Here is a 17,425-nt window from a genome sequence, read left to right as displayed (position 1 = left end):
GTATGACCAGTAACGCTGTGCCCGAGTGCCTGATTGACGGCCAGCCGGCCAATCAGGTCCGGGTGACGGATCGTGGTTTGAATTACGGCGATGGCCTGTTTGAAACCCTGCGGGTCAGCCAAGGCAGCATCGCCCTTATCGATTATCATCTTGCCCGCCTGCAGCGCGGTATTCAGGCGCTGCGACTACAGGCTGACATTGAGCTGATCGCCGAAGAATGGCGGGATCTGGCTGTGCGCATGGGCGCGGGGGTGATCAAGCTGACCCTGACTCGTGGCAGTGGGCAGCGTGGTTATGCCATTCCCGCCGATGCCCGGACAGTACGCATTCAGCAGTGCTTTCCTCCGGCCACTTACCCTGAAGCACATGCCAGAGACGGTATCCGCCTGTTTTCCTGCGCCACCCGGTTGGCCCACCAGCCATTGTTGGCTGGCATCAAACACCTCAACCGACTGGAGCAGGTGTTGGCGCGCAGTGAATGGAATGACCCGCAATATGCCGAGGGCCTGGTATGTGATATTCAGGGCCTGGTGGTTGAATGCACCATGAGCAATCTATTTGCCCGGCAGGACGGTATCTGGCTGACACCCTCTCTCGCTCAGTGTGGAGTAAGCGGAGTGATGCGCGAGTACCTGATGAACGAAATGCGCGCCCAAGGCGAGCAGGTAGAAGAAGTAGAGCTGCAACACTCCGCGTTGTTAAATGCCTCAGAGTTATTCTGTTGCAACAGTCTTTTTGGTGTGTGGCCAATCATTGCGCTAGACCGGCATCAATGGCCGGTTGGCCCCCATTCCAGATACGCCCAAGCATTGGCGGAGCAGGTAATAAAGTGAAGTCGATCCTTAGGTTGTTCCGATTACTCTTTGTTTTAACACTATTTCTTGTTGGTGGTTTAGCCCTGTGGGGATACTTCACCCTGCAGTCGGCGCTGGACCAGCCTCTGCAGGTTGAGCTGGTGCAGAACCTGGATGTGCCCTCCGGCAGCAGCCCGGCGCGGATCTTCTCGCGACTGGAGCAGGACGGGATCCTGCACAGTTCCGAGTGGCTCCGCCGCTACTGGCAATGGCAGAAACCCGACGCAGTTCTGCAGGTCGGCGAGTACGTCATGGAGCCGGGCATGACCGCGGAAGATCTGCTCCAGCGGCTGGCGAATGCCGAGGTGCTGCAGCGCAGCGTAACCCTGGTGGAAGGGTGGACGTTCAAGCAGGTGCGCGATCAGTTATCCCGCGCCGAGCGCCTGCAGCAGACGCTAGATCCGGACTGGTCGATGGAAAAGGTCATGGACGAACTGGGCCTGAAAGGCGTGCATGCCGAGGGTCAGTTCTTTCCCGATACCTACCAGTACACCTTCGGCATGAGTGACCGGGATATTCTGCTCAGGGCCTACGAGCGTATGCAACACGTGCTCGAAGAAGCCTGGGCCTCGCGTGCTGAGAACCTGCCGATCAAAACGCCCTACGAAGCCTTGATCCTGGCATCGATTATCGAGCGGGAGACCGGGGTGCCTCATGAGCGCGATGAAATCGCCGGTGTCTTTACTCGCCGGTTGCAGATCGGCATGCGCTTGCAAACCGATCCAACCGTCATCTACGGCATGGGCGATGACTACGAGGGTCGTATTCGTCTGCGCCATCTGCGCGAACCCACCGCCTACAACACCTATACGATAGATGGTCTGCCGCCGACGCCGATCGCCATGCCCGGACGTGAAGCCTTGATTGCCGCGGTGACGCCAAAGAAAGGCTCGAGCCTTTACTTCGTCGCCAAGGGGGATGGCAGTCACGTGTTTTCAAACAGTCTGCAGGAACACAATCAGGCGGTACGTCGTTTTCAGATTGAACAGCGTGCTGCCGATTACCGATCCAGTCCTGCTCCGGCAGACCAGACCGAGGAAGCCGAGCAGTGAGCGGACTCTTTATCACCTTTGAAGGCCCGGAAGGGGCTGGCAAGTCGACTAATTTGCAGGTCTTCGCCCAGGCCTTGAGCGCTGCCGGTTGCCAGCCGCTGTTGACTCGCGAGCCCGGTGGCACGCCGGTCGCTGAGCGGATTCGTGATGTGTTGCTCAGCCATCATGAAGAACGTATGTGCTCCGATGCCGAACTGTTGTTGATGTTCGCGGCGCGCGCGCAACATCTACATGCTCTGATAAAGCCCGCATTGGACGCGGGGCGGGTGGTTATCAGTGATCGCTTTACCGACGCGACCTATGCCTATCAGGGCGGCGGGCGGGGAATACCGGTAGAACGTATTGCCAGTCTGGAAACCTGGGTGCAGGGTGAACTGCGCCCTGATATCACGGTTATCTTCGATGTGCCGGTTGAGGTTGGCATGGCGCGGGCTCGGGCGCGCAGTGAACTGGATCGGTTCGAGGTTGAAGAGCAGTCCTTTTTTGTAGCGGTACGCAATACCTATCTGTCGCGTGCCGCTGCCGAACCGCAGCGTTACCGGGTAATTGATGCCTCCGGCGATCTGCAACAGGTGGCCGCTGCCATGCAGCCGGTGATCAATGAAGTGCTGGAGCGCTGGCATGCTTGAGGTTGTCTGCCCCTGGCACGCGCCGATCTGGAGCAGCCTGACCAGTCAGACTCAGCATGCGCATGCCTATCTGTTCAGCGGCCTGCCTGGCGTTGGCAAGCGGCGCTTTGCCAATGCGTTTGCGGCTTTTCTGCTTTGCGATACTCCGGAACATGCAATGGCCTGTGGTCATTGCCGTGCCTGCCTGTTGCGCGAGGCGGGAAGCCATCCTGATCTGCTATTGCTGGAACCGGAGGAAGAGGGCAAAGCGATTCGCGTCGATGCCGTGCGGCAACTGGTGGATTTTATCGGCCAGACAGCGCAGCAGGGTGGGCGCAAGGTGATCGTGCTCCACCCGGCCGAAGCGATGAATCAGAACGCCGCTAACGCGCTGCTGAAATCGCTGGAAGAACCTACCCGTGACACGTTCCTGTTGTTGGTCAGTGATCAGCCCAGCCGTTTGCTGGCGACCATCCGCAGCCGCTGCCGAGTACAGACCCTGGCGGCGCCCTCGCAAGCGGATGCGCTGGACTGGCTGGCCACCGCTGTGCCCGAGTTGCAGGCCGAACAACATCAGGCGCTGCTGATCATGTCCGGCGGAGCACCCTTGCGCGCGCTCGAGCTGCATCAGTTGGATGCCATAGCCATGCGTCAGCAGGTGGTGGCTGATATCAAAGCGCTGATCAAGCAGGAACGCTCGCCTAGCCAGGTCTCAGACGCCTGGTCCAAATACCCTCTTGAACTGCTGCTGGACTGGTTTTGCAGTTGGACGCTGGATTTGCTCAAGCTGCACACCGGGGCTCAGCCAGCCGCCAGCAATCAGGATATGGATAAAGTGCTGGGCTACGTGGTGCGCTTTCCCACCGCCGGGCAGTTGATGGATTGGCAGGGCTGGTTGCTGACGCATCGTGCTATGGTGCAGGGCAAGGCCAACCTGAATCGCGGGCTGTTTGTCGAAGCGTTGTTGATTGAGTGGAAAAAACTGCTGGAAAAGCGTTAACCTGCCAGCATCTAGATCAGGATGAGTGAGCTATGAGTAACCCTACGGCGCCAAGCCCGCGTAACGGTATTTTATCCCTGACCATCAAGGATAAGTCGGTTCTGTACGCCGCTTATATGCCCTTCGTCAAACATGGCGGCCTTTTCATCCCGACCAATAAAAACTATGGCCTGGGTGACGAAGTCTTCATGCTGTTGAATCTGATGGATGAGCCGGAAAAAATTCCGGTCGCCGGCAAGGTGATCTGGGTCACCCCCAAGGGCGCTCAAGGCAATCGGGCTGCGGGCATTGGCGTGCAGTTCAGCGATCAGGACAACACGGCCCGCAGTAAAATCGAAACCTATCTGGCCGGTGCGCTGAAGTCAGATCGTCCAACTCACACCATGTAATCTGCCGCTATGCTGATCGACTCCCACTGCCACCTGGATCGCCTGGATCTGACTGCCCATGACGGCTCGCTGGACGCTGCTCTGGATGCAGCGAGACAGCGAGGTGTTGGCAAATTCCTGTGCATTGGCGTCGATGCGGCGAACGCGCCCACGGTCAAACAGATAGCCGAGCAGTATTCGGACGTATTCTGCAGCGTCGGGATTCATCCGCTTGACCTGTCTCGCGAGGCTCCCACGGACCTTGACTGGTTGCTCACCGCACTGGACCATCCCCGGGTAGTCGCCATCGGTGAAACCGGTCTGGATTACCACTACGAACCCGAGATGGCCGCGCAGCAGCAAACTTCCTTTCGCTATCATCTGCAGGCAGCCGAGCAAACCGGCAAACCGGTGATCATCCACACGCGCGAGGCGCGCGCCGACACGCTGGCGCTGTTGCGTGAGGCCGATCTGGCAAACGCCGGCGTGCTGCACTGTTTTACCGAGGACTGGGATATGGCCCGTGCTGCGCTGGATATGGGTTACTACATTTCCCTCTCGGGTATTGTCACCTTCCGCAATGCTGAAGCGCTGCGTGATGTGGCGCGTAAGGTCCCTGCAGATCGTCTATTGGTTGAAACGGACTCTCCCTACCTGGCCCCGGTACCGCACCGCGGCAAGCCTAACGAGCCGCAATATGTCTGCGATGTCGCGGCCTTTCTCGCCGAGGTGCGCGGGGAGGCTCTGGAGCAGTTGTGGCAGAACACCACAGACAATTTCCATCGACTCTTTCCATTGGCGCTCTAGCTTTTTCGTTGCCAATGCGAGCAGATATTCGGGCAAAAAAAACCCGAATTCTGGGGGGAGAATTCGGGTCAAGACCATTAGGAGTGTTGCGAGGACAGGCGGGGCGCCTGTCCTGACAGGCAGCTATGTCTGGGGGGGACTTCGCTGACCTGATGCCTTAAGTATTGTCCAAACTGCTCAACTTGCCAGCACATCCGTTGCCGATTTATAAACTGATTTGGAATACGTCGAAGGCAACTTATCGTGATCGGTTGTTAAGAAGGTATCTTCCGGCAAAATAGCGAGCTGTCACTATACTGTCATGGGTTGGACTTAAGGTTCGACTGATTTGTGTTGTAACTGACACCACAGAGACTGACATCAAAAGGATTGCCGCCATGCGCTTGAAGCAGATTCTCGTTCCCGCCGTTCTGACTCTCACCCTACCGCTGACTGCCATGGCAGAAGAACTGCGCCTGCTGACCTGGGGTGGCTATGCCCCCGAAGAGGTTGTGAACCAGTTTGAGGAAGAAACCGGTATCGAAGTGCAGGTTACTCTGTCCAATAATGAAGACATGATTTCCAAGCTGCGCGCTACCGGTGGCGCAGGCTTTGATCTGGTGCAGCCCAGCCAGGACCGTATTACCAGCGCTCAGCAAGAGTTTCGTATCTACAAGCCGATGGATTTGAGCAAGGTCGACTCTGCGCTTTTTATCGATTCCATGCTGGCGGCGACTCGCCGAAATACCAGCGTTGGTGACGATGTCTATGCCGTTCCCCACGTCTGGGGCACTACCGGCCTGATCGTGCACGATAGTGTTGCTGATCAGGTGAAAGACTTTGACGACCTGTGCAAACCAGAGCTGGCCGGTAAGGTGTCCTATCGGTTGCGCCGTCCGATTCTCATCGGTATGGCCTTTTCCATGGGCGAGGATCCCTTCGCCGCCTATGACGATGAGGATGCCTACGCTGCGATGATGGCCAGGGTCGAAGAGAAGCTGATTGCCTGCAAGCCGAACGTCAAAGCCTACTGGAGTGGCGGCGACGAACTGATCAATCTGGTGGCTTCCGGCGAAGTGGTGGCGGCCAAAGGCTGGGATGCTGGCGGCTGGAAACTGCAAGCAGAGAATCCGCAGATTCGTTTTGTCGCCCCTGCCAGTGGTGCACTGGGCTGGATTGATACCTTCGCCTTGCCGCGCCGGGGTGAAAATGACGAGGCGGCCTACAAGTGGATCAACTTTGTCATGCAGCCGGAAGTGGCAGCCAAGATCACTCAATCCGCGGGCAACTTCACTGCGGCCAAGGGCGCTGAAGAGTTTGTTGATGACAAGCTCAAGGCCAGCTTTGAAAGTAGTTTTGACCAGCAGGCGCTGGATAACATCAAGTGGTATCCGCCGGTCCCAGCCGGGCTTGAGACCCTGGAAGGTCAGATACTGGACCGAGTCAAAGCGGCCAACTGAGATGCCGGCAACCGGGTAATCACCTGGTTATTCGCTACATGACGTCAGCTGGCGCCGCCTCTGGTCGCGCCATGCTCTGGTAACGGACTGTCCATGCCTGCACACCCAGATACTATCCTAGAATCTCGTGACCTGAACTCCCGTGATCTCGAGACCCTTGACCTCGAATGCCGCGGGCTGCACAAGCAGTTTGCTGGCCAGTCGGCTGTCGCGGATGTTTCCTTCGGTATTCCATCGGGTTCTTTCTTTTCCATCCTCGGGCCATCCGGTTGCGGCAAGACAACCTTGCTGCGCATGCTCGCCGGGTTCCTTGAGCCCGACAGCGGTGATATCTGTATCAAAGGTCAGTCGATGTTGGGAATACCGCCGAACAAGCGCCCGTTGAATATGGTCTTTCAGCATCTGGCTTTGTTTCCGATGATGAGCGTTGAGGACAACATAGCTTACGGCCTCAAACGCCGTGGTGCTGACAAGGCCGAGATTCGCCGCCGCGTGGGCGATGTGCTGGAGCGGGTCGGTCTGCCGGATGTGGGCAAGCGCAAGCCCGATGCGCTATCGGGCGGCCAGAAGCAGCGTATTGCTATCGCTCGCTGTCTGGTGCTGGAGCCAGCGGTGCTGTTGCTGGACGAACCCCTCGGCGCACTCGATCTCAAATTGCGCGAGCAGATGAAGGTGGAGCTTAAGCAACTGCAGCAAACCTTCGGCACCACTTTCGTCTATATCACCCATGATCAGTCCGAAGCGCTGGTGATGTCCGACCAGGTAGCGGTGATGAACCAGGGCAGGTTCGAGCAGGTAGGTAGCCCGCAAACGCTGTATTACCAACCAGCGACCCCCTTTGTTGCTGGCTTTGTCGGCGATTCGAATCGCCTGTCAGGTACTTTGCAGCGTGAGGGTCTGGTTCGCATCGCCTCTGGCCAGGAGTTCAGCGCCCGTGCAGCGGGCTCGGAAGTGGCCGCAGTTGGCAAGGCGGTGAACCTGTTTGTCCGGCCGGAGAGCATCACACCTTTTTTGCCAGGTACACCCGCTCAGGCAGACAATCTGCTGGAGGTACAAATAGACACGCTGTTGTTTGACGGCGCCAATAGCCGCATCAGCGTCAGCGGTGTGCATGGCGGGCCGGAACTCACCGTGCGCCTGCCACAAACCCCGCAGTACGCACGGCTGCGCGAGGGCGACCGTTTGCACATTGGCTGGATGGCGGATCAGGCTTTGTACTTTGCTGCGGAGCCGGCATAAGCATGGCCGCGCCTAAGGTGGCTGCACGCAGGTTGGTCGGCATGAGCACGCTATTGTTGATGCTGCCATTACTGCTCTGGCTGTTTCTGCTGATTTTCCTGCCGCATCTGGACATGTTCGCCGTCGCCCTGCGTGAACGGGTCGGGTTTGGCGAATACCGCTTCAGCTGGATGCACTTCGAGCTGTTTTTCTCCGAATCACTGTATTGGCGCACCTTTCTGCGCACCGCGGTGATGTCCATGCTGACCACCTTGTTGACGCTGATAATCGCGCTGCCGATCGCCTGGTATATCGCCAAACTGGTGCGCGGCCGCGTCCGCTCCCTGCTGTTTATGGCGTGCCTGATCCCGTTCTGGGTCAGCGAACTGGTGCGTACTTACGGCTGGATGATTCTGTTGCGGGAAAGTGGGGTCATCAGCGGCGTACTGCAATGGAGCGGGCTGGCCGATGCGCCGGTCGAGATGCTGTATAACGACGTGGCCATCATGGTGGGCCTCATTTATGCCTCGATGCTGTTTATGCTGGTGCCGCTGGTCACCACGCTCGACAGCCTGGATAACAGCCTGGTGGAGGCGGCCTATGATCTGGGCGGCAATCACTTTACCGTCACCCGCGACATTATTATCCCGCACGCGATGCCCGGTATCGTATCGGGCTCTATTGTGGTGTTCATGCTCTCGCTGGGTAACTATCTGACGCCGGTCCTGCTCGGCGGTAAAGACAGCCTCTGGTTTACCGAGCAGATATTCACTCAGTTCATCACCCGCTTCAACTGGGAGCAGGGCGCCGCATTCGGTGTGTTGTTGCTGGTGCTCTCGTCCCTGATTGTCTGGCTCGGTTTGAAGCTCAGCGGGCAGTCCTTCGCCGAGACGATGAAATGATTGCGTCGCTACCGCTCAGCCGCCGCTTTCGGTGGACCTACGCGGCCTATGTGCTGATCTTCTTTGTCTATCTTGCAGCGCCCTTGCTGGTGGTGGGCGTATTTGCCTTCAACGACAGCCGATTCCCGGCCTTGCCCTGGCAAGGGTTTACTCTGGACTGGTTTATCGCGGAGGGTGGCGGGCGCACCGGGCTGTTTCATGACCGGGCGATTCTGCGCAGTGTCGGTACCAGTGCGCTGGTGGCCAGTTGTGTAACTATGCTGTCGGTCAGTCTGGCGACCATGAATGCCTTTCTGTTCGAGCGGCATGTGTTTCCCGGCAAGAATCTGCTGTTTATCCTGATGCTGTTGCCGCTGGTGATTCCCGGGGTGATCCTGGGGATCTCGATTTTGATTTTTGCCAGCCGCATCGCCAACTACTTCGATTTCAATCACGACATCATGCTCGACATGCTTCGCCCTGGCTTGCTGCTGGTGGTGCTCGGCCAGTTCGCGTTTCTGACCACCATCGCCACCTTGGTAATTTCGGCACGACTGCGGACCTTTGATACGCAGTTGGAGGAGGCCGCGTGCAATCTCGGCGCCAGCCCGCTGACGGCAGTGAGAACGGTGACCTTGCCGTTTCTCGCACCGGCAATTATCGGCGCCGCTCTGGTGTGCTTTCTGATGTCCTTCGAGAATTTCAACACCACGCTGATGTTGGTGGGTTCCGATGCGCCGCTGACCATCACGCTGTTCAGTCGTCTGCGCGAGGGTGCCACTCCGGTGCTTAACGCCGTGTCGCTGTTGCTGATGCTGGGCTCCATGCTGCTGGCGCTGATCAGTATTCGGGTTCAAAAAAAGGCCTGACGGTCAGCTTTGAATCAATGCATGGGCAATTGGTCATGAAGTTGGCATAATGCTGTGCTTTGCCGGTATGGAAAACACAGTCAATATGCAGAAAGAATCACGCAAGCTTCGCGAGTTCCGACGCCGCGAGCAGGAAATCCTCGACACCGCGTTGCGCCTGTTCCTGGAACAGGGTGAAGACAGCGTTACCGTGGAAATGATCGCCGACGAAGTAGGCATTGGGAAGGGCACCATCTACAAGCACTTCAAATCCAAGGCGGAGATCTACCTGCGCTTGATGCTCGACTATGAGCGCGACCTTTCGACACTGCTCAACTCCGAAGGCATTGAACGGGACCGGGAGGCTCTGTCGCGGGATTATTTCGAGTTCCGCATGAGCGATCCTGAACGCTATCGGCTGTTTGACCGTTTGGAAGAAAAACTGGTCAAATCCAATCAGTTACCCGAGCTTGTTGAGGAATTGCACAAGATACGTGCATCCAACTTCAACCATCTCACGGGTGTGATTCAGGAACGCATTGATGATGAAAAGCTGGAGAACGTGCCAGCCTATTTCCATTACTGCGCGGCCTGGGCTTTGGTGCATGGCGCGATGGCGATGTATCACTCGCCGTTCTGGCAGGAGGTGATTGAAGACAAGGAAGGTTACATGCAGTTTCTGATGGATATCGGTGTGCGCATGGGCAACAAATCAAAACGCAGAAAAGATACCGAAACGCCTTGAGCCGCGAAACTACTCCGGGCGAAGCGGGTCTGTTGTGCACTGCCGGGTAGCGTGTTTTTACCCGTTATTCCGTTACTGCCGAGAGAGAATTGCCGTGCCATCTATCCATTTAACCCTGGGTGTGTTGTTGAGTTTGCTCGCTATGAATGCTCAAGCGCGTGACTATGCTTTCAGTGATGCCCATTTTCATTATGTGGACTTTTTCCAGGAAAGTGAGGGTATCAAGGCATTGCTGGAAAAAATGGATGAGTCGAACATCGATCACATCATGTTCTCCGGGATTCCCGTCGCCAAAAAATGGCATGAAAATGAGCCTCAGCGGCCGCGCTATTATGCGGGCGACGATGCTGCAGCGTACTGGTACAGCGCGACAGATTTCATCATTCTCAGAGCCCTGGAACATCTGACACCCGACCAGCGCAAGCGCTTCCATCCGTTTCTCTCAGGTTTCAACCCCAACGACAAGAATGCCGACGCGCATATCCGCCGCCTGCTGGAGATGAATCCTGGTGTGTGGAAAGGGTTGGGCGAGGTATTTACCCGTCACGACGACCTGACTGCATTGATCAGCGGTGATGTGCCCCGGGCCAACAATGAAGCCATGTACCGTATCTATGCGCTGGCCGAAGAGTTCGATCTTCCGGTGATGGTGCATAGCAACATCACGTCCAAGCGCGAACGTATGCCGCTGTACCTGGAAGAGATTGAGGACCCGCTGCGTTACTTCCCCAACGTGCGTTTCATCTGGGCGCATGCCGGCACCAGCATGGAGCTGCACCGGCACCAGGAAAAACTCGAATTCCTGTTCGATACGGTCAAACGCATGCTGGAAACCTATCCCAACCTGTATATCGACTTGTCCTGGACGGTTCTGGATCCCTATCTGGTGAACAAGGACGGGGAGGCGAATGCGCAGTGGGTGAAGCTGGTAACCGACTACCCGGACCGATTCATGCTCGGCTCGGATGTGGTTGGCAGCTTCAAGAATATGGATAAATACCTGGACGCATTCATTCCGTTTCTGGACGCGTTGCCGGAAGAGGTGGCGCACAAGGTGGCGCGGGATAACTTCCTTGCGGTGCTGCCCAGTGAGAAGGAGCAGGACTGATGTCAGCTTTTCCGATCGACTATATTGAACCGGTGTTTCGCCCGCCGAGTGAAGCCCATTCGCTGATCTTGCCGGTCACCAACGGCTGTTCGTGGAACAATTGCACCTTCTGTGAAATGTACACTGCGCCGCAGAAAAAATTCCGTGCCCGTGATGAAGACCAGGTGCTGGAAGAGATTCGCAAGAGTGGCGAACAACTGATCGTTCAGCGCGTATTCCTGGCTGATGGCGATGCGATGATTCTACCGACCAAACGCCTGCTGCGCATTCTCGAGGCAATTCGCGAGCATATGCCCAGCGTCGAGCGGGTGACCTCCTACTGCCTGCCGCGCAATCTCAAACGCAAATCGGTGGAGGAGCTTCGGCAGTTGCGCGAAGCGGGTCTGGCGATGCTGTATGTAGGCGCCGAGTCCGGCGATGACCAGGTGCTCGAGCGGGTCAATAAAGGCGAGACCTATGCCAGTACCGAAGAGGCGTTGAGCAAGTCCGGCGAAGCCGGCATGCAGCGCTCGGTGATGATTCTCAATGGCCTGGGCGGCAAAGGCCTGAGTGAGCAACACGCCTTGAATTCGGCACGGTTGATGACTGCCACGCAGCCGGAGTTTCTGTCCACGCTGGTGGTCAGCTTTCCGCAAGGCCTCGCACGTTATCGCGAACGCTTTCCGGATTTCGAGCCGCTTGATCAGCCCAGCCTGTTCCGCGAGCTGGAAAGTCTGATCAGTATGCTTGAACTGGACAATACCGTGTTCCGCAGCGACCATGCCTCCAATGCCCTGGTGTTAAAAGGGGTGCTGGGGGCCGACAAAGAGCGCATGCTGGCTCAGGTGCGGGCTGCTATCAGCCGGCCAGAGCAGGCGCGACTGCGACCGGAATGGATGCGCGGCTTATAGCAAGTTGCATAGGGGAGTCACCATGCGTTGGATTGGATTGCTGGTTGTGCTGGGCTTGTTGGCTGGCTGCATGAAGCCATCGGATATGCAAAAAAGTGCGCGTTATTATCTCGGCGATGCCGGGCTGATGAACCATTACGAGATCAAACGCAACGCCACCTGGCGCTTGCAACCCGATTCGAGTCTCTACATTGCCCAAGGGCATTTTGTTCCTGTGGGCCATCCCTATGCTCGCCCGAACGTGGTGGCCGAAGAAGCCTTCGCCGCAGCTGTTCAGGTATTCCCTCTGACACGCCGGGCCGAGCAGCCCCTGGGGCTGGAAGAATCCCTGGAGCAGGCCTACCTGCACCGGTCCGATTATCTACTCTATACCCGCTTCGCCCGGGCCGATGATGCGGTGGGTGACGCCGAGCACTGGAACGAGTCGCGTGACCTTGGTGATGTCGGGCTGGATCGTGCGGTATTGCAAATGATGCTGATGGAAACCTCAACAAGGCAACTGGTGGACTTTGCTGTTGTCGAAACCCGTGGCGGCTTTATGCAATTTTACCAGGCCGAGCCCGAGGACCTGTTGCGTCCTCCACTGGAAGACTACACCCGTCGCCTGCTCGGTCGCTGAGGAGTTATTCATGTCCAAGCGTCAATTACCCCCGCAATCGTTGATCGACAGTATTCCCGGCGGTGCTGCGGGCGAGGCCCGCGAGCCGGCCCCGGTGCATCTGTGGAATCCGCCGCTGAGTGGCGAAATGGATATGCAGATTGCCCGCGACGGTACCTGGTATCACGAGGGTGACGCTATTGGCCGCAAGGCGCTGGTCCAGCTTTTTGCCGGCATCCTCAAGTACGATGACGATGGCCGTTACTACCTGGTGACGCCAGTCGAGCGCTGGGCGATCAAGGTCGACGACGCGCCTTTTGTCGCCACACAGTTGAAAGTCGAAGGGCAGGGCGAGCAGCAGGAGCTGGTGTTCACCACCAATCTGCAAGACAGCTTTGTTGCAGGAAAGGATCACCCGATTCGCGTCACGGTGGATCCTGAAACTCAGGAGCCGTCGCCCTACGTCCTGGTTCGCACCAACCTCGAAGCCTTGATCAATCGTAATCTGTTTTACGAGCTGGCAGAGCTGGCGGTCGAGCGCGAACATAACGGCAAAACCTGCCTGGGCGTCTGGAGCCAGGAATGTTTCTTTCCGATAGACGGTAGTCCTGCCTGAGCAGTCTGCCGTGCCCATCAAACGGGCAGTTCAAGGGTGCCAGTCGCGGCACCCTTTCTGGCAGCGCCAAGTCAAGCAAAAAAGCATTTTTTTCTACCCTCCAGCATATTGATATTTACCATATCTGGGTCTAGCATTGCCTCCAATGCACAATACGTAGTGTTTTCTTTCCCGCGGTCCTCAGTACGGTTCATTTCGTCTGAATGGCTTATTGCGCGGGGCATAGACGGTGTTTCAGGAGGATAAGAATGAACCAGACAGCCAAGGTGCAGCGCTTGCACAATGTGGTAAACGATATTCCCATGCAGCCAGCATCATTGGACATCTGGGATACCAAATACCGCCTTAAGACCAAGGACGGTGTAGCTCTCGACAAAACCGTTGACGAGAGCTACCAGCGCGTTGCCCGGGCCATAGCCGATGTCGAGGCTCCCGAACTGCGTGAGCACTGGTACGAACAGTTTCTCTGGGCATTGCGCCATGGCGCCATCCCCGCAGGCCGTATTACGTCCAACGCCGGCGCCCTTGAGCATAAACCTGCGACATCGACCATCAACTGCACGGTCAGCGCGACCATCGGCGACTCGATGGACGACATTCTGTCCAAGTTGCACGAAGCCGGTCTGACTTTGAAGGCTGGTTGCGGCATCGGTTACGAATTCTCCACCTTGCGGCCCAAGGGCGCCTACGTCTCCGGCGCGGGTGCGTACACCTCCGGCCCGCTGTCGTTCATGGATATCTACGACAAGATGTGCTTTACCGTGTCTTCTGCCGGTGGCCGTCGTGGTGCGCAGATGGCGACTTTCGATGTCGGCCATCCGGATGTCATGGACTTTATTCGCGCCAAGCGCGAGGGCGGTCGCTTGCGCCAGTTCAACCTGTCGCTGCTGATCACTGAAGACTTTATGGCCGCCGTCGCTGCCGATTCGGATTGGAAGCTATCCTTCCCACTGACCCAGGCTGAAGTGGACGCCGACCAACTTGATCTGGACAACGATGACCAGGTGATCTGGCGCGAACTGCCCGCCACCCAGCGCTACCTGACCCGTAAAGACGGCCGTGTAGCCTGTCGGGTGTCCAAGGTGATCAAGGCCCGTCGAATATGGGACATGATCATGACCTCGACCTACGACTTCGCCGAGCCGGGCTTTATTCTGATCGACCGCGTCAATCAGATGAACAACAACTGGTTCTGTGAAGAAATTCGCGCCACCAACCCTTGTGGTGAGCAGCCATTGCCACCGCACGGCGCCTGCCTGCTGGGCTCGATCAACCTGACACTGTTTGTCCGCGATCCCTTTACCGACAAGGCGCGTTTCGACTGGGATGAATATCGCAAGGTCGTGGATATCTTTACCCGTATGCTCGATAACGTGGTGGAGATCAACGGCCTGCCGCTGGAGCAGCAACGTAACGAGATTTTCCGCAAGCGCCGCCACGGTATGGGCTTTCTGGGTCTGGGCTCGACCATGACCATGCTGTGCATGAAATACGGTGAAGCCAAGTCACTGGATTTCACCGAGCAGGTGTCCAAGGAAATGGCTGTTCAGGGCTGGCGCACGGCGCTGCAGCTGGCAGAAGAGAAGGGCGCCGCGCCGATCATGGATGAAGATTTCACCGTGACCGAAGCGATGCTGGTCAAACGTCCGGAAATGCGCAAGGACGGCATCAAGGCCGGCCAGAAGATCAAGGGCAAGGTGCTGTGGGCCAAATACAGCCGCTACATGCAGCAAGTAGCCGGCGAAGACGCCGAGCTGGTCAATGCGCTGATCGAGAAGGGTGGCCGCTTTACTCACCACAGTTCTATCGCACCCACGGGCACCATCTCCCTGTCGCTGGCCAATAATGCCTCCAACGGCATTGAGCCGAGCTTTGCGCACCATTATTTCCGTAACGTGATCCGTGAAGGCAAGAAGTCCAAGGAAAAGGTCGACGTGTTCAGCTTCGAGCTGCTGGCTTACCGTCACTTTGTCAATCCGGAAGCATTACCGAGCATGGAAGCGGCCAGCCGCAACCTGCCCGATTACTTTATTGCTGCAGACGATGTGAAGCCCACTGAGCATGTGGACGTGCAGGCTGCTGCGCAGAAGTGGATCGATTCCTCTATCTCCAAGACTGCCAACGTGCCGACGGATTATCCCTATGAAGATTTCAAGGATATCTATCGCTATGCGTTCGAGAAGGGCCTGAAGGGTTGCACCACCTTCCGCTTCAACCCTGAAGCGTTCCAGGGTGTATTGGTCAAGGAGCAGGATCTGGCCAACACCACCTACCGCTTCAAGCTGGAAGACGGCAGTTTTGTGGAGGCCAAGGGCGGTGACGAGATTGAGTATGATGGTGAGATGCACAGCGCCGCCAATCTCTACGACGCGTTGAAAGAGGGCTACTACGGTAAGTTCTGAGCCGGCTGGCTATAAGTCGCAACCGCCGCCCAATAACATGAACAGCAAGAAGCCCCGCGCTGCGGGGTGAGGATAAAGCACCATGGCACTGAAAATCAGCAGCAAAATTGTCGACTACTCGGTGGTAAAAGCCGATGAGCCGGCCCAGACGGCCGAGCCTACCGAGGCCGCGATCCAACTGGAAGAGATGCATGAGAAACTCAAGCGCCCCGAGTTTCTCGAGGGCTCTACCTACAAGATCAAGACGCCGACTTCCGAGCACGCGATCTACGTCACGATCAATGACGTGATTCTTAATCACGGTAGTGACCATGAGATCCGCCGGCCATTCGAGATCTTCATCAACTCCAAGAATATGGAGCACTACCAGTGGATTTCAGCGCTTACGCTGATTATCTCCGCCGTGTTCCGTAAAGGCGGTGATTGCACCTTCCTGGTTGAGGAACTGCGTAGCGTATTCGATCCCAAGGGTGGCTACATGAAGCGTGGCGGCCGTTGGATGCCATCCTTGGTCGCTGAAATTGGTGACGTGCTGGAGCAGCATCTCAAGCGCATCGGCATGATGGTGGACGAGATGGACGAGCACCAGCGGGCTTATCTGGAGCAGAAGCGTGCCGAATTTGTGGCGATCAAGCCACAGGGTCAGGCGGCTGCCGATTGCGATGATAGCACCGCGGCTTATCCGCCGGGCGCGCAGATGTGCGGCAAATGCCACACCCAGGCGGCAGTGCAGATGGACGGTTGCATGACCTGTCTCAACTGTGGCGATAGCAAATGCGGTTGATGCTTCTTCGCTGATCACCGCGCAAAATGAAGCCCCTTTCGAGGGGCTTTTTTATGCCTGGCCTATTTATAACGGGGATGAAACATTTTTAGGCGCTAACGGCTGTTTTCGCAGTGCATCCAGTGTCCGTCCGGATTGGGTTGTTAACCGGTGTTTCTTCTTCGCCACAGAATCGTCCTTTGGCAGTATCACGAACTCAAGAGTCAGCGGGGAGCTGGAACTTGTTCATTCTGATCCGGATACCGGTGCTGGTGTATCGGCTGTCGAATTTCTTGCTCTGCGATTCAGGGGTAAGGGCCCTCAACGGGATCAAGCACGGAGGGAAGCGCAGTCGGGACAGACGAAATTTGGGCGCTCTGCCTAGTACTCGCCAACTCCGTAGCTTCTAGACGAAAGCGCGAAGGTGGCATACCAACGTACCGCTGGAAAGTACGTGTGAAGTAGGAAAGGTCGCCAAAGCCTACTGTGAAGCAGACGTCTGTGATGGAGACTTTGGGATTGGCCAGCAGGCGCATTGCCTCGTTAATGCGCCGGTGCAACAGGTATCCTTGGAAGGTAACTCCGGTGACCCGCTTGAAGAAGCGGCTCAACTGGAAGCAGCTCATGGTACATAAGTTGGCGACCTCGGATTGGGCGATTTTGCGGTGCAAGTTCTGATCGGTGAACGAGACAATACGTTGCAGAAGTGCCTGGTCATCGAGAAGCGTTGAGCAGTGCGTACGAGCTTCTGGTGGAATCTGGTTCCTGATCTGTGCGGCGTCATGCCTGGGTGGTCGGCTCTTTTGCGGTAGATGTAAGCGGTAGAGTTTGGCCGCAACTTCCATTAGTCGCGGGATATCGATGGGTTGCACGAAGTAGTCCCAGACCCGGGCACGAAAGGCCCACACTGCCAAACTTTCAGAATGGGCCTGAGTGATCATCAGCAGAGGAACAGAGGGCATGGCTGTTTTGGTCTCACGCAGGCTCGCCAGTCCCTCGAAATCGGGATAGTCGAATTGGAAACAGGCAGCAACGGGCGGGTGGGCCTGCATTAGAGGTACGGGGTCCTGGCCGGAAGGAACTATTTCGACACGATACCCTGCTTGACGTAAGGCGTGATGAAAGTCGTTATCCACACGGTTCTGAATGTTTCTAACGATGATCAGTACGTATTCCTTGGGTTGCATGAGACTCCATCCTTGGGTTACATGAGACTCCTATGATCTTC

18 protein-coding genes are annotated in these 17,425 nt (G+C 56.9%); 17 read left to right on the top strand and 1 reads right to left on the bottom strand.

The genetic code is table 11. The features are described from left to right. Nucleotides 1–2: 2 nt before the first annotated feature. The 17 genes from pabC (at nt 3) to EAO82_RS13785 (ending at nt 16,218) form a co-directional block, all read left to right on the top strand. Complete coding sequence (gene pabC, locus EAO82_RS13865) at nt 3–833, top strand: aminodeoxychorismate lyase (protein WP_096348142.1); 831 nt, start codon at nt 3–5, stop codon at nt 831–833. Beyond that, complete coding sequence (gene mltG, locus EAO82_RS13860; RefSeq protein WP_231703210.1) at nt 830–1,906, top strand: endolytic transglycosylase MltG; 1,077 nt, start codon at nt 830–832, stop codon at nt 1,904–1,906. The genes pabC and mltG overlap by 4 nt, the downstream gene beginning before the upstream one ends. Further along, nucleotides 1,903–2,535: a dTMP kinase gene (gene tmk, locus EAO82_RS13855; RefSeq protein WP_096348101.1), complete on the top strand. Its 633-nt coding sequence runs from the start codon at nt 1,903–1,905 to the stop codon at nt 2,533–2,535. The genes mltG and tmk overlap by 4 nt, the downstream gene beginning before the upstream one ends. Next, the gene (locus EAO82_RS13850) at nt 2,528–3,514 is read left to right on the top strand and encodes a DNA polymerase III subunit delta' (RefSeq protein ID WP_096348102.1); all 987 of its coding nucleotides are present in this window, start codon (nt 2,528–2,530) and stop codon (nt 3,512–3,514) included. The genes tmk and EAO82_RS13850 overlap by 8 nt, the downstream gene beginning before the upstream one ends. A 32-nt stretch (nt 3,515–3,546) precedes the next feature. Then, complete coding sequence (locus tag EAO82_RS13845) at nt 3,547–3,903, top strand: PilZ domain-containing protein (protein ID WP_096348103.1); 357 nt, start codon at nt 3,547–3,549, stop codon at nt 3,901–3,903. A 9-nt stretch (nt 3,904–3,912) separates the two neighbouring features. Then, nucleotides 3,913–4,689, top strand: coding sequence for a TatD family hydrolase (locus EAO82_RS13840; protein WP_096348104.1), 777 nt, complete (start codon nt 3,913–3,915; stop codon nt 4,687–4,689). A gap of 377 nt (nt 4,690–5,066) precedes the next feature. Beyond that, entirely contained in the window at nt 5,067–6,128 is a 1,062-nt protein-coding gene (locus EAO82_RS13835; protein WP_096348105.1) for an extracellular solute-binding protein, read from the top strand. A gap of 93 nt (nt 6,129–6,221) precedes the next feature. Continuing rightward, nucleotides 6,222–7,367, top strand: coding sequence for an ABC transporter ATP-binding protein (locus tag EAO82_RS13830; protein ID WP_096348106.1), 1,146 nt, complete (start codon nt 6,222–6,224; stop codon nt 7,365–7,367). Between the two features lie 2 nt (nt 7,368–7,369). Continuing rightward, a complete protein-coding gene (locus EAO82_RS13825; protein WP_096348107.1) occupies nt 7,370–8,248 on the top strand; it encodes an ABC transporter permease in 879 nt (292 codons plus the stop codon). Beyond that, entirely contained in the window at nt 8,245–9,096 is an 852-nt protein-coding gene (locus tag EAO82_RS13820; RefSeq protein WP_096348108.1) for an ABC transporter permease, read from the top strand. The genes EAO82_RS13825 and EAO82_RS13820 overlap by 4 nt, the downstream gene beginning before the upstream one ends. Nucleotides 9,097–9,181: 85 nt before the next feature. After that, complete coding sequence (locus EAO82_RS13815) at nt 9,182–9,820, top strand: TetR/AcrR family transcriptional regulator (RefSeq protein ID WP_096348143.1); 639 nt, start codon at nt 9,182–9,184, stop codon at nt 9,818–9,820. Between the two features lie 142 nt (nt 9,821–9,962). Then, complete coding sequence (locus tag EAO82_RS13810) at nt 9,963–10,928, top strand: amidohydrolase family protein (protein WP_096348109.1); 966 nt, start codon at nt 9,963–9,965, stop codon at nt 10,926–10,928. Beyond that, entirely contained in the window at nt 10,928–11,818 is an 891-nt protein-coding gene (locus EAO82_RS13805; protein ID WP_096348110.1) for a radical SAM protein, read from the top strand. The genes EAO82_RS13810 and EAO82_RS13805 overlap by 1 nt, the downstream gene beginning before the upstream one ends. Nucleotides 11,819–11,840: 22 nt before the next feature. Then, on the top strand, nt 11,841–12,437 hold the full coding sequence (locus EAO82_RS13800) for a DUF4823 domain-containing protein (RefSeq protein WP_096348111.1): 597 nt from the start codon (nt 11,841–11,843) through the stop codon (nt 12,435–12,437). Between the two features lie 10 nt (nt 12,438–12,447). Further along, nucleotides 12,448–13,032 carry a DUF1285 domain-containing protein gene (locus EAO82_RS13795; RefSeq protein ID WP_096348112.1) on the top strand — a complete coding sequence of 195 codons (585 nt, stop codon included), beginning with the start codon at nt 12,448–12,450 and terminating at the stop codon, nt 13,030–13,032. Between the two features lie 248 nt (nt 13,033–13,280). Continuing rightward, the gene (locus tag EAO82_RS13790; protein ID WP_096348113.1) at nt 13,281–15,434 is read left to right on the top strand and encodes an adenosylcobalamin-dependent ribonucleoside-diphosphate reductase; all 2,154 of its coding nucleotides are present in this window, start codon (nt 13,281–13,283) and stop codon (nt 15,432–15,434) included. Between the two features lie 82 nt (nt 15,435–15,516). Further along, the gene (locus EAO82_RS13785; RefSeq protein ID WP_096348114.1) at nt 15,517–16,218 is read left to right on the top strand and encodes an NrdJb; all 702 of its coding nucleotides are present in this window, start codon (nt 15,517–15,519) and stop codon (nt 16,216–16,218) included. A gap of 284 nt (nt 16,219–16,502) precedes the next feature. On the opposite strand, the gene EAO82_RS13780 is transcribed toward EAO82_RS13785, so the two are convergent. Continuing rightward, nucleotides 16,503–17,384: a helix-turn-helix transcriptional regulator gene (locus EAO82_RS13780; protein WP_096348115.1), complete on the bottom strand. Its 882-nt coding sequence runs from the start codon at nt 17,382–17,384 to the stop codon at nt 16,503–16,505. Nucleotides 17,385–17,425 lie beyond the last annotated feature (41 nt).

It is taken from the genome of Halopseudomonas pelagia (genome assembly GCF_009497895.1).
GTDB lineage: Bacteria > Pseudomonadota > Gammaproteobacteria > Pseudomonadales > Pseudomonadaceae > Halopseudomonas > Halopseudomonas pelagia_A.
Note: the sequence above shows the minus strand (reverse complement) of the source record. Positions and strands in the feature narration are given on the sequence as shown.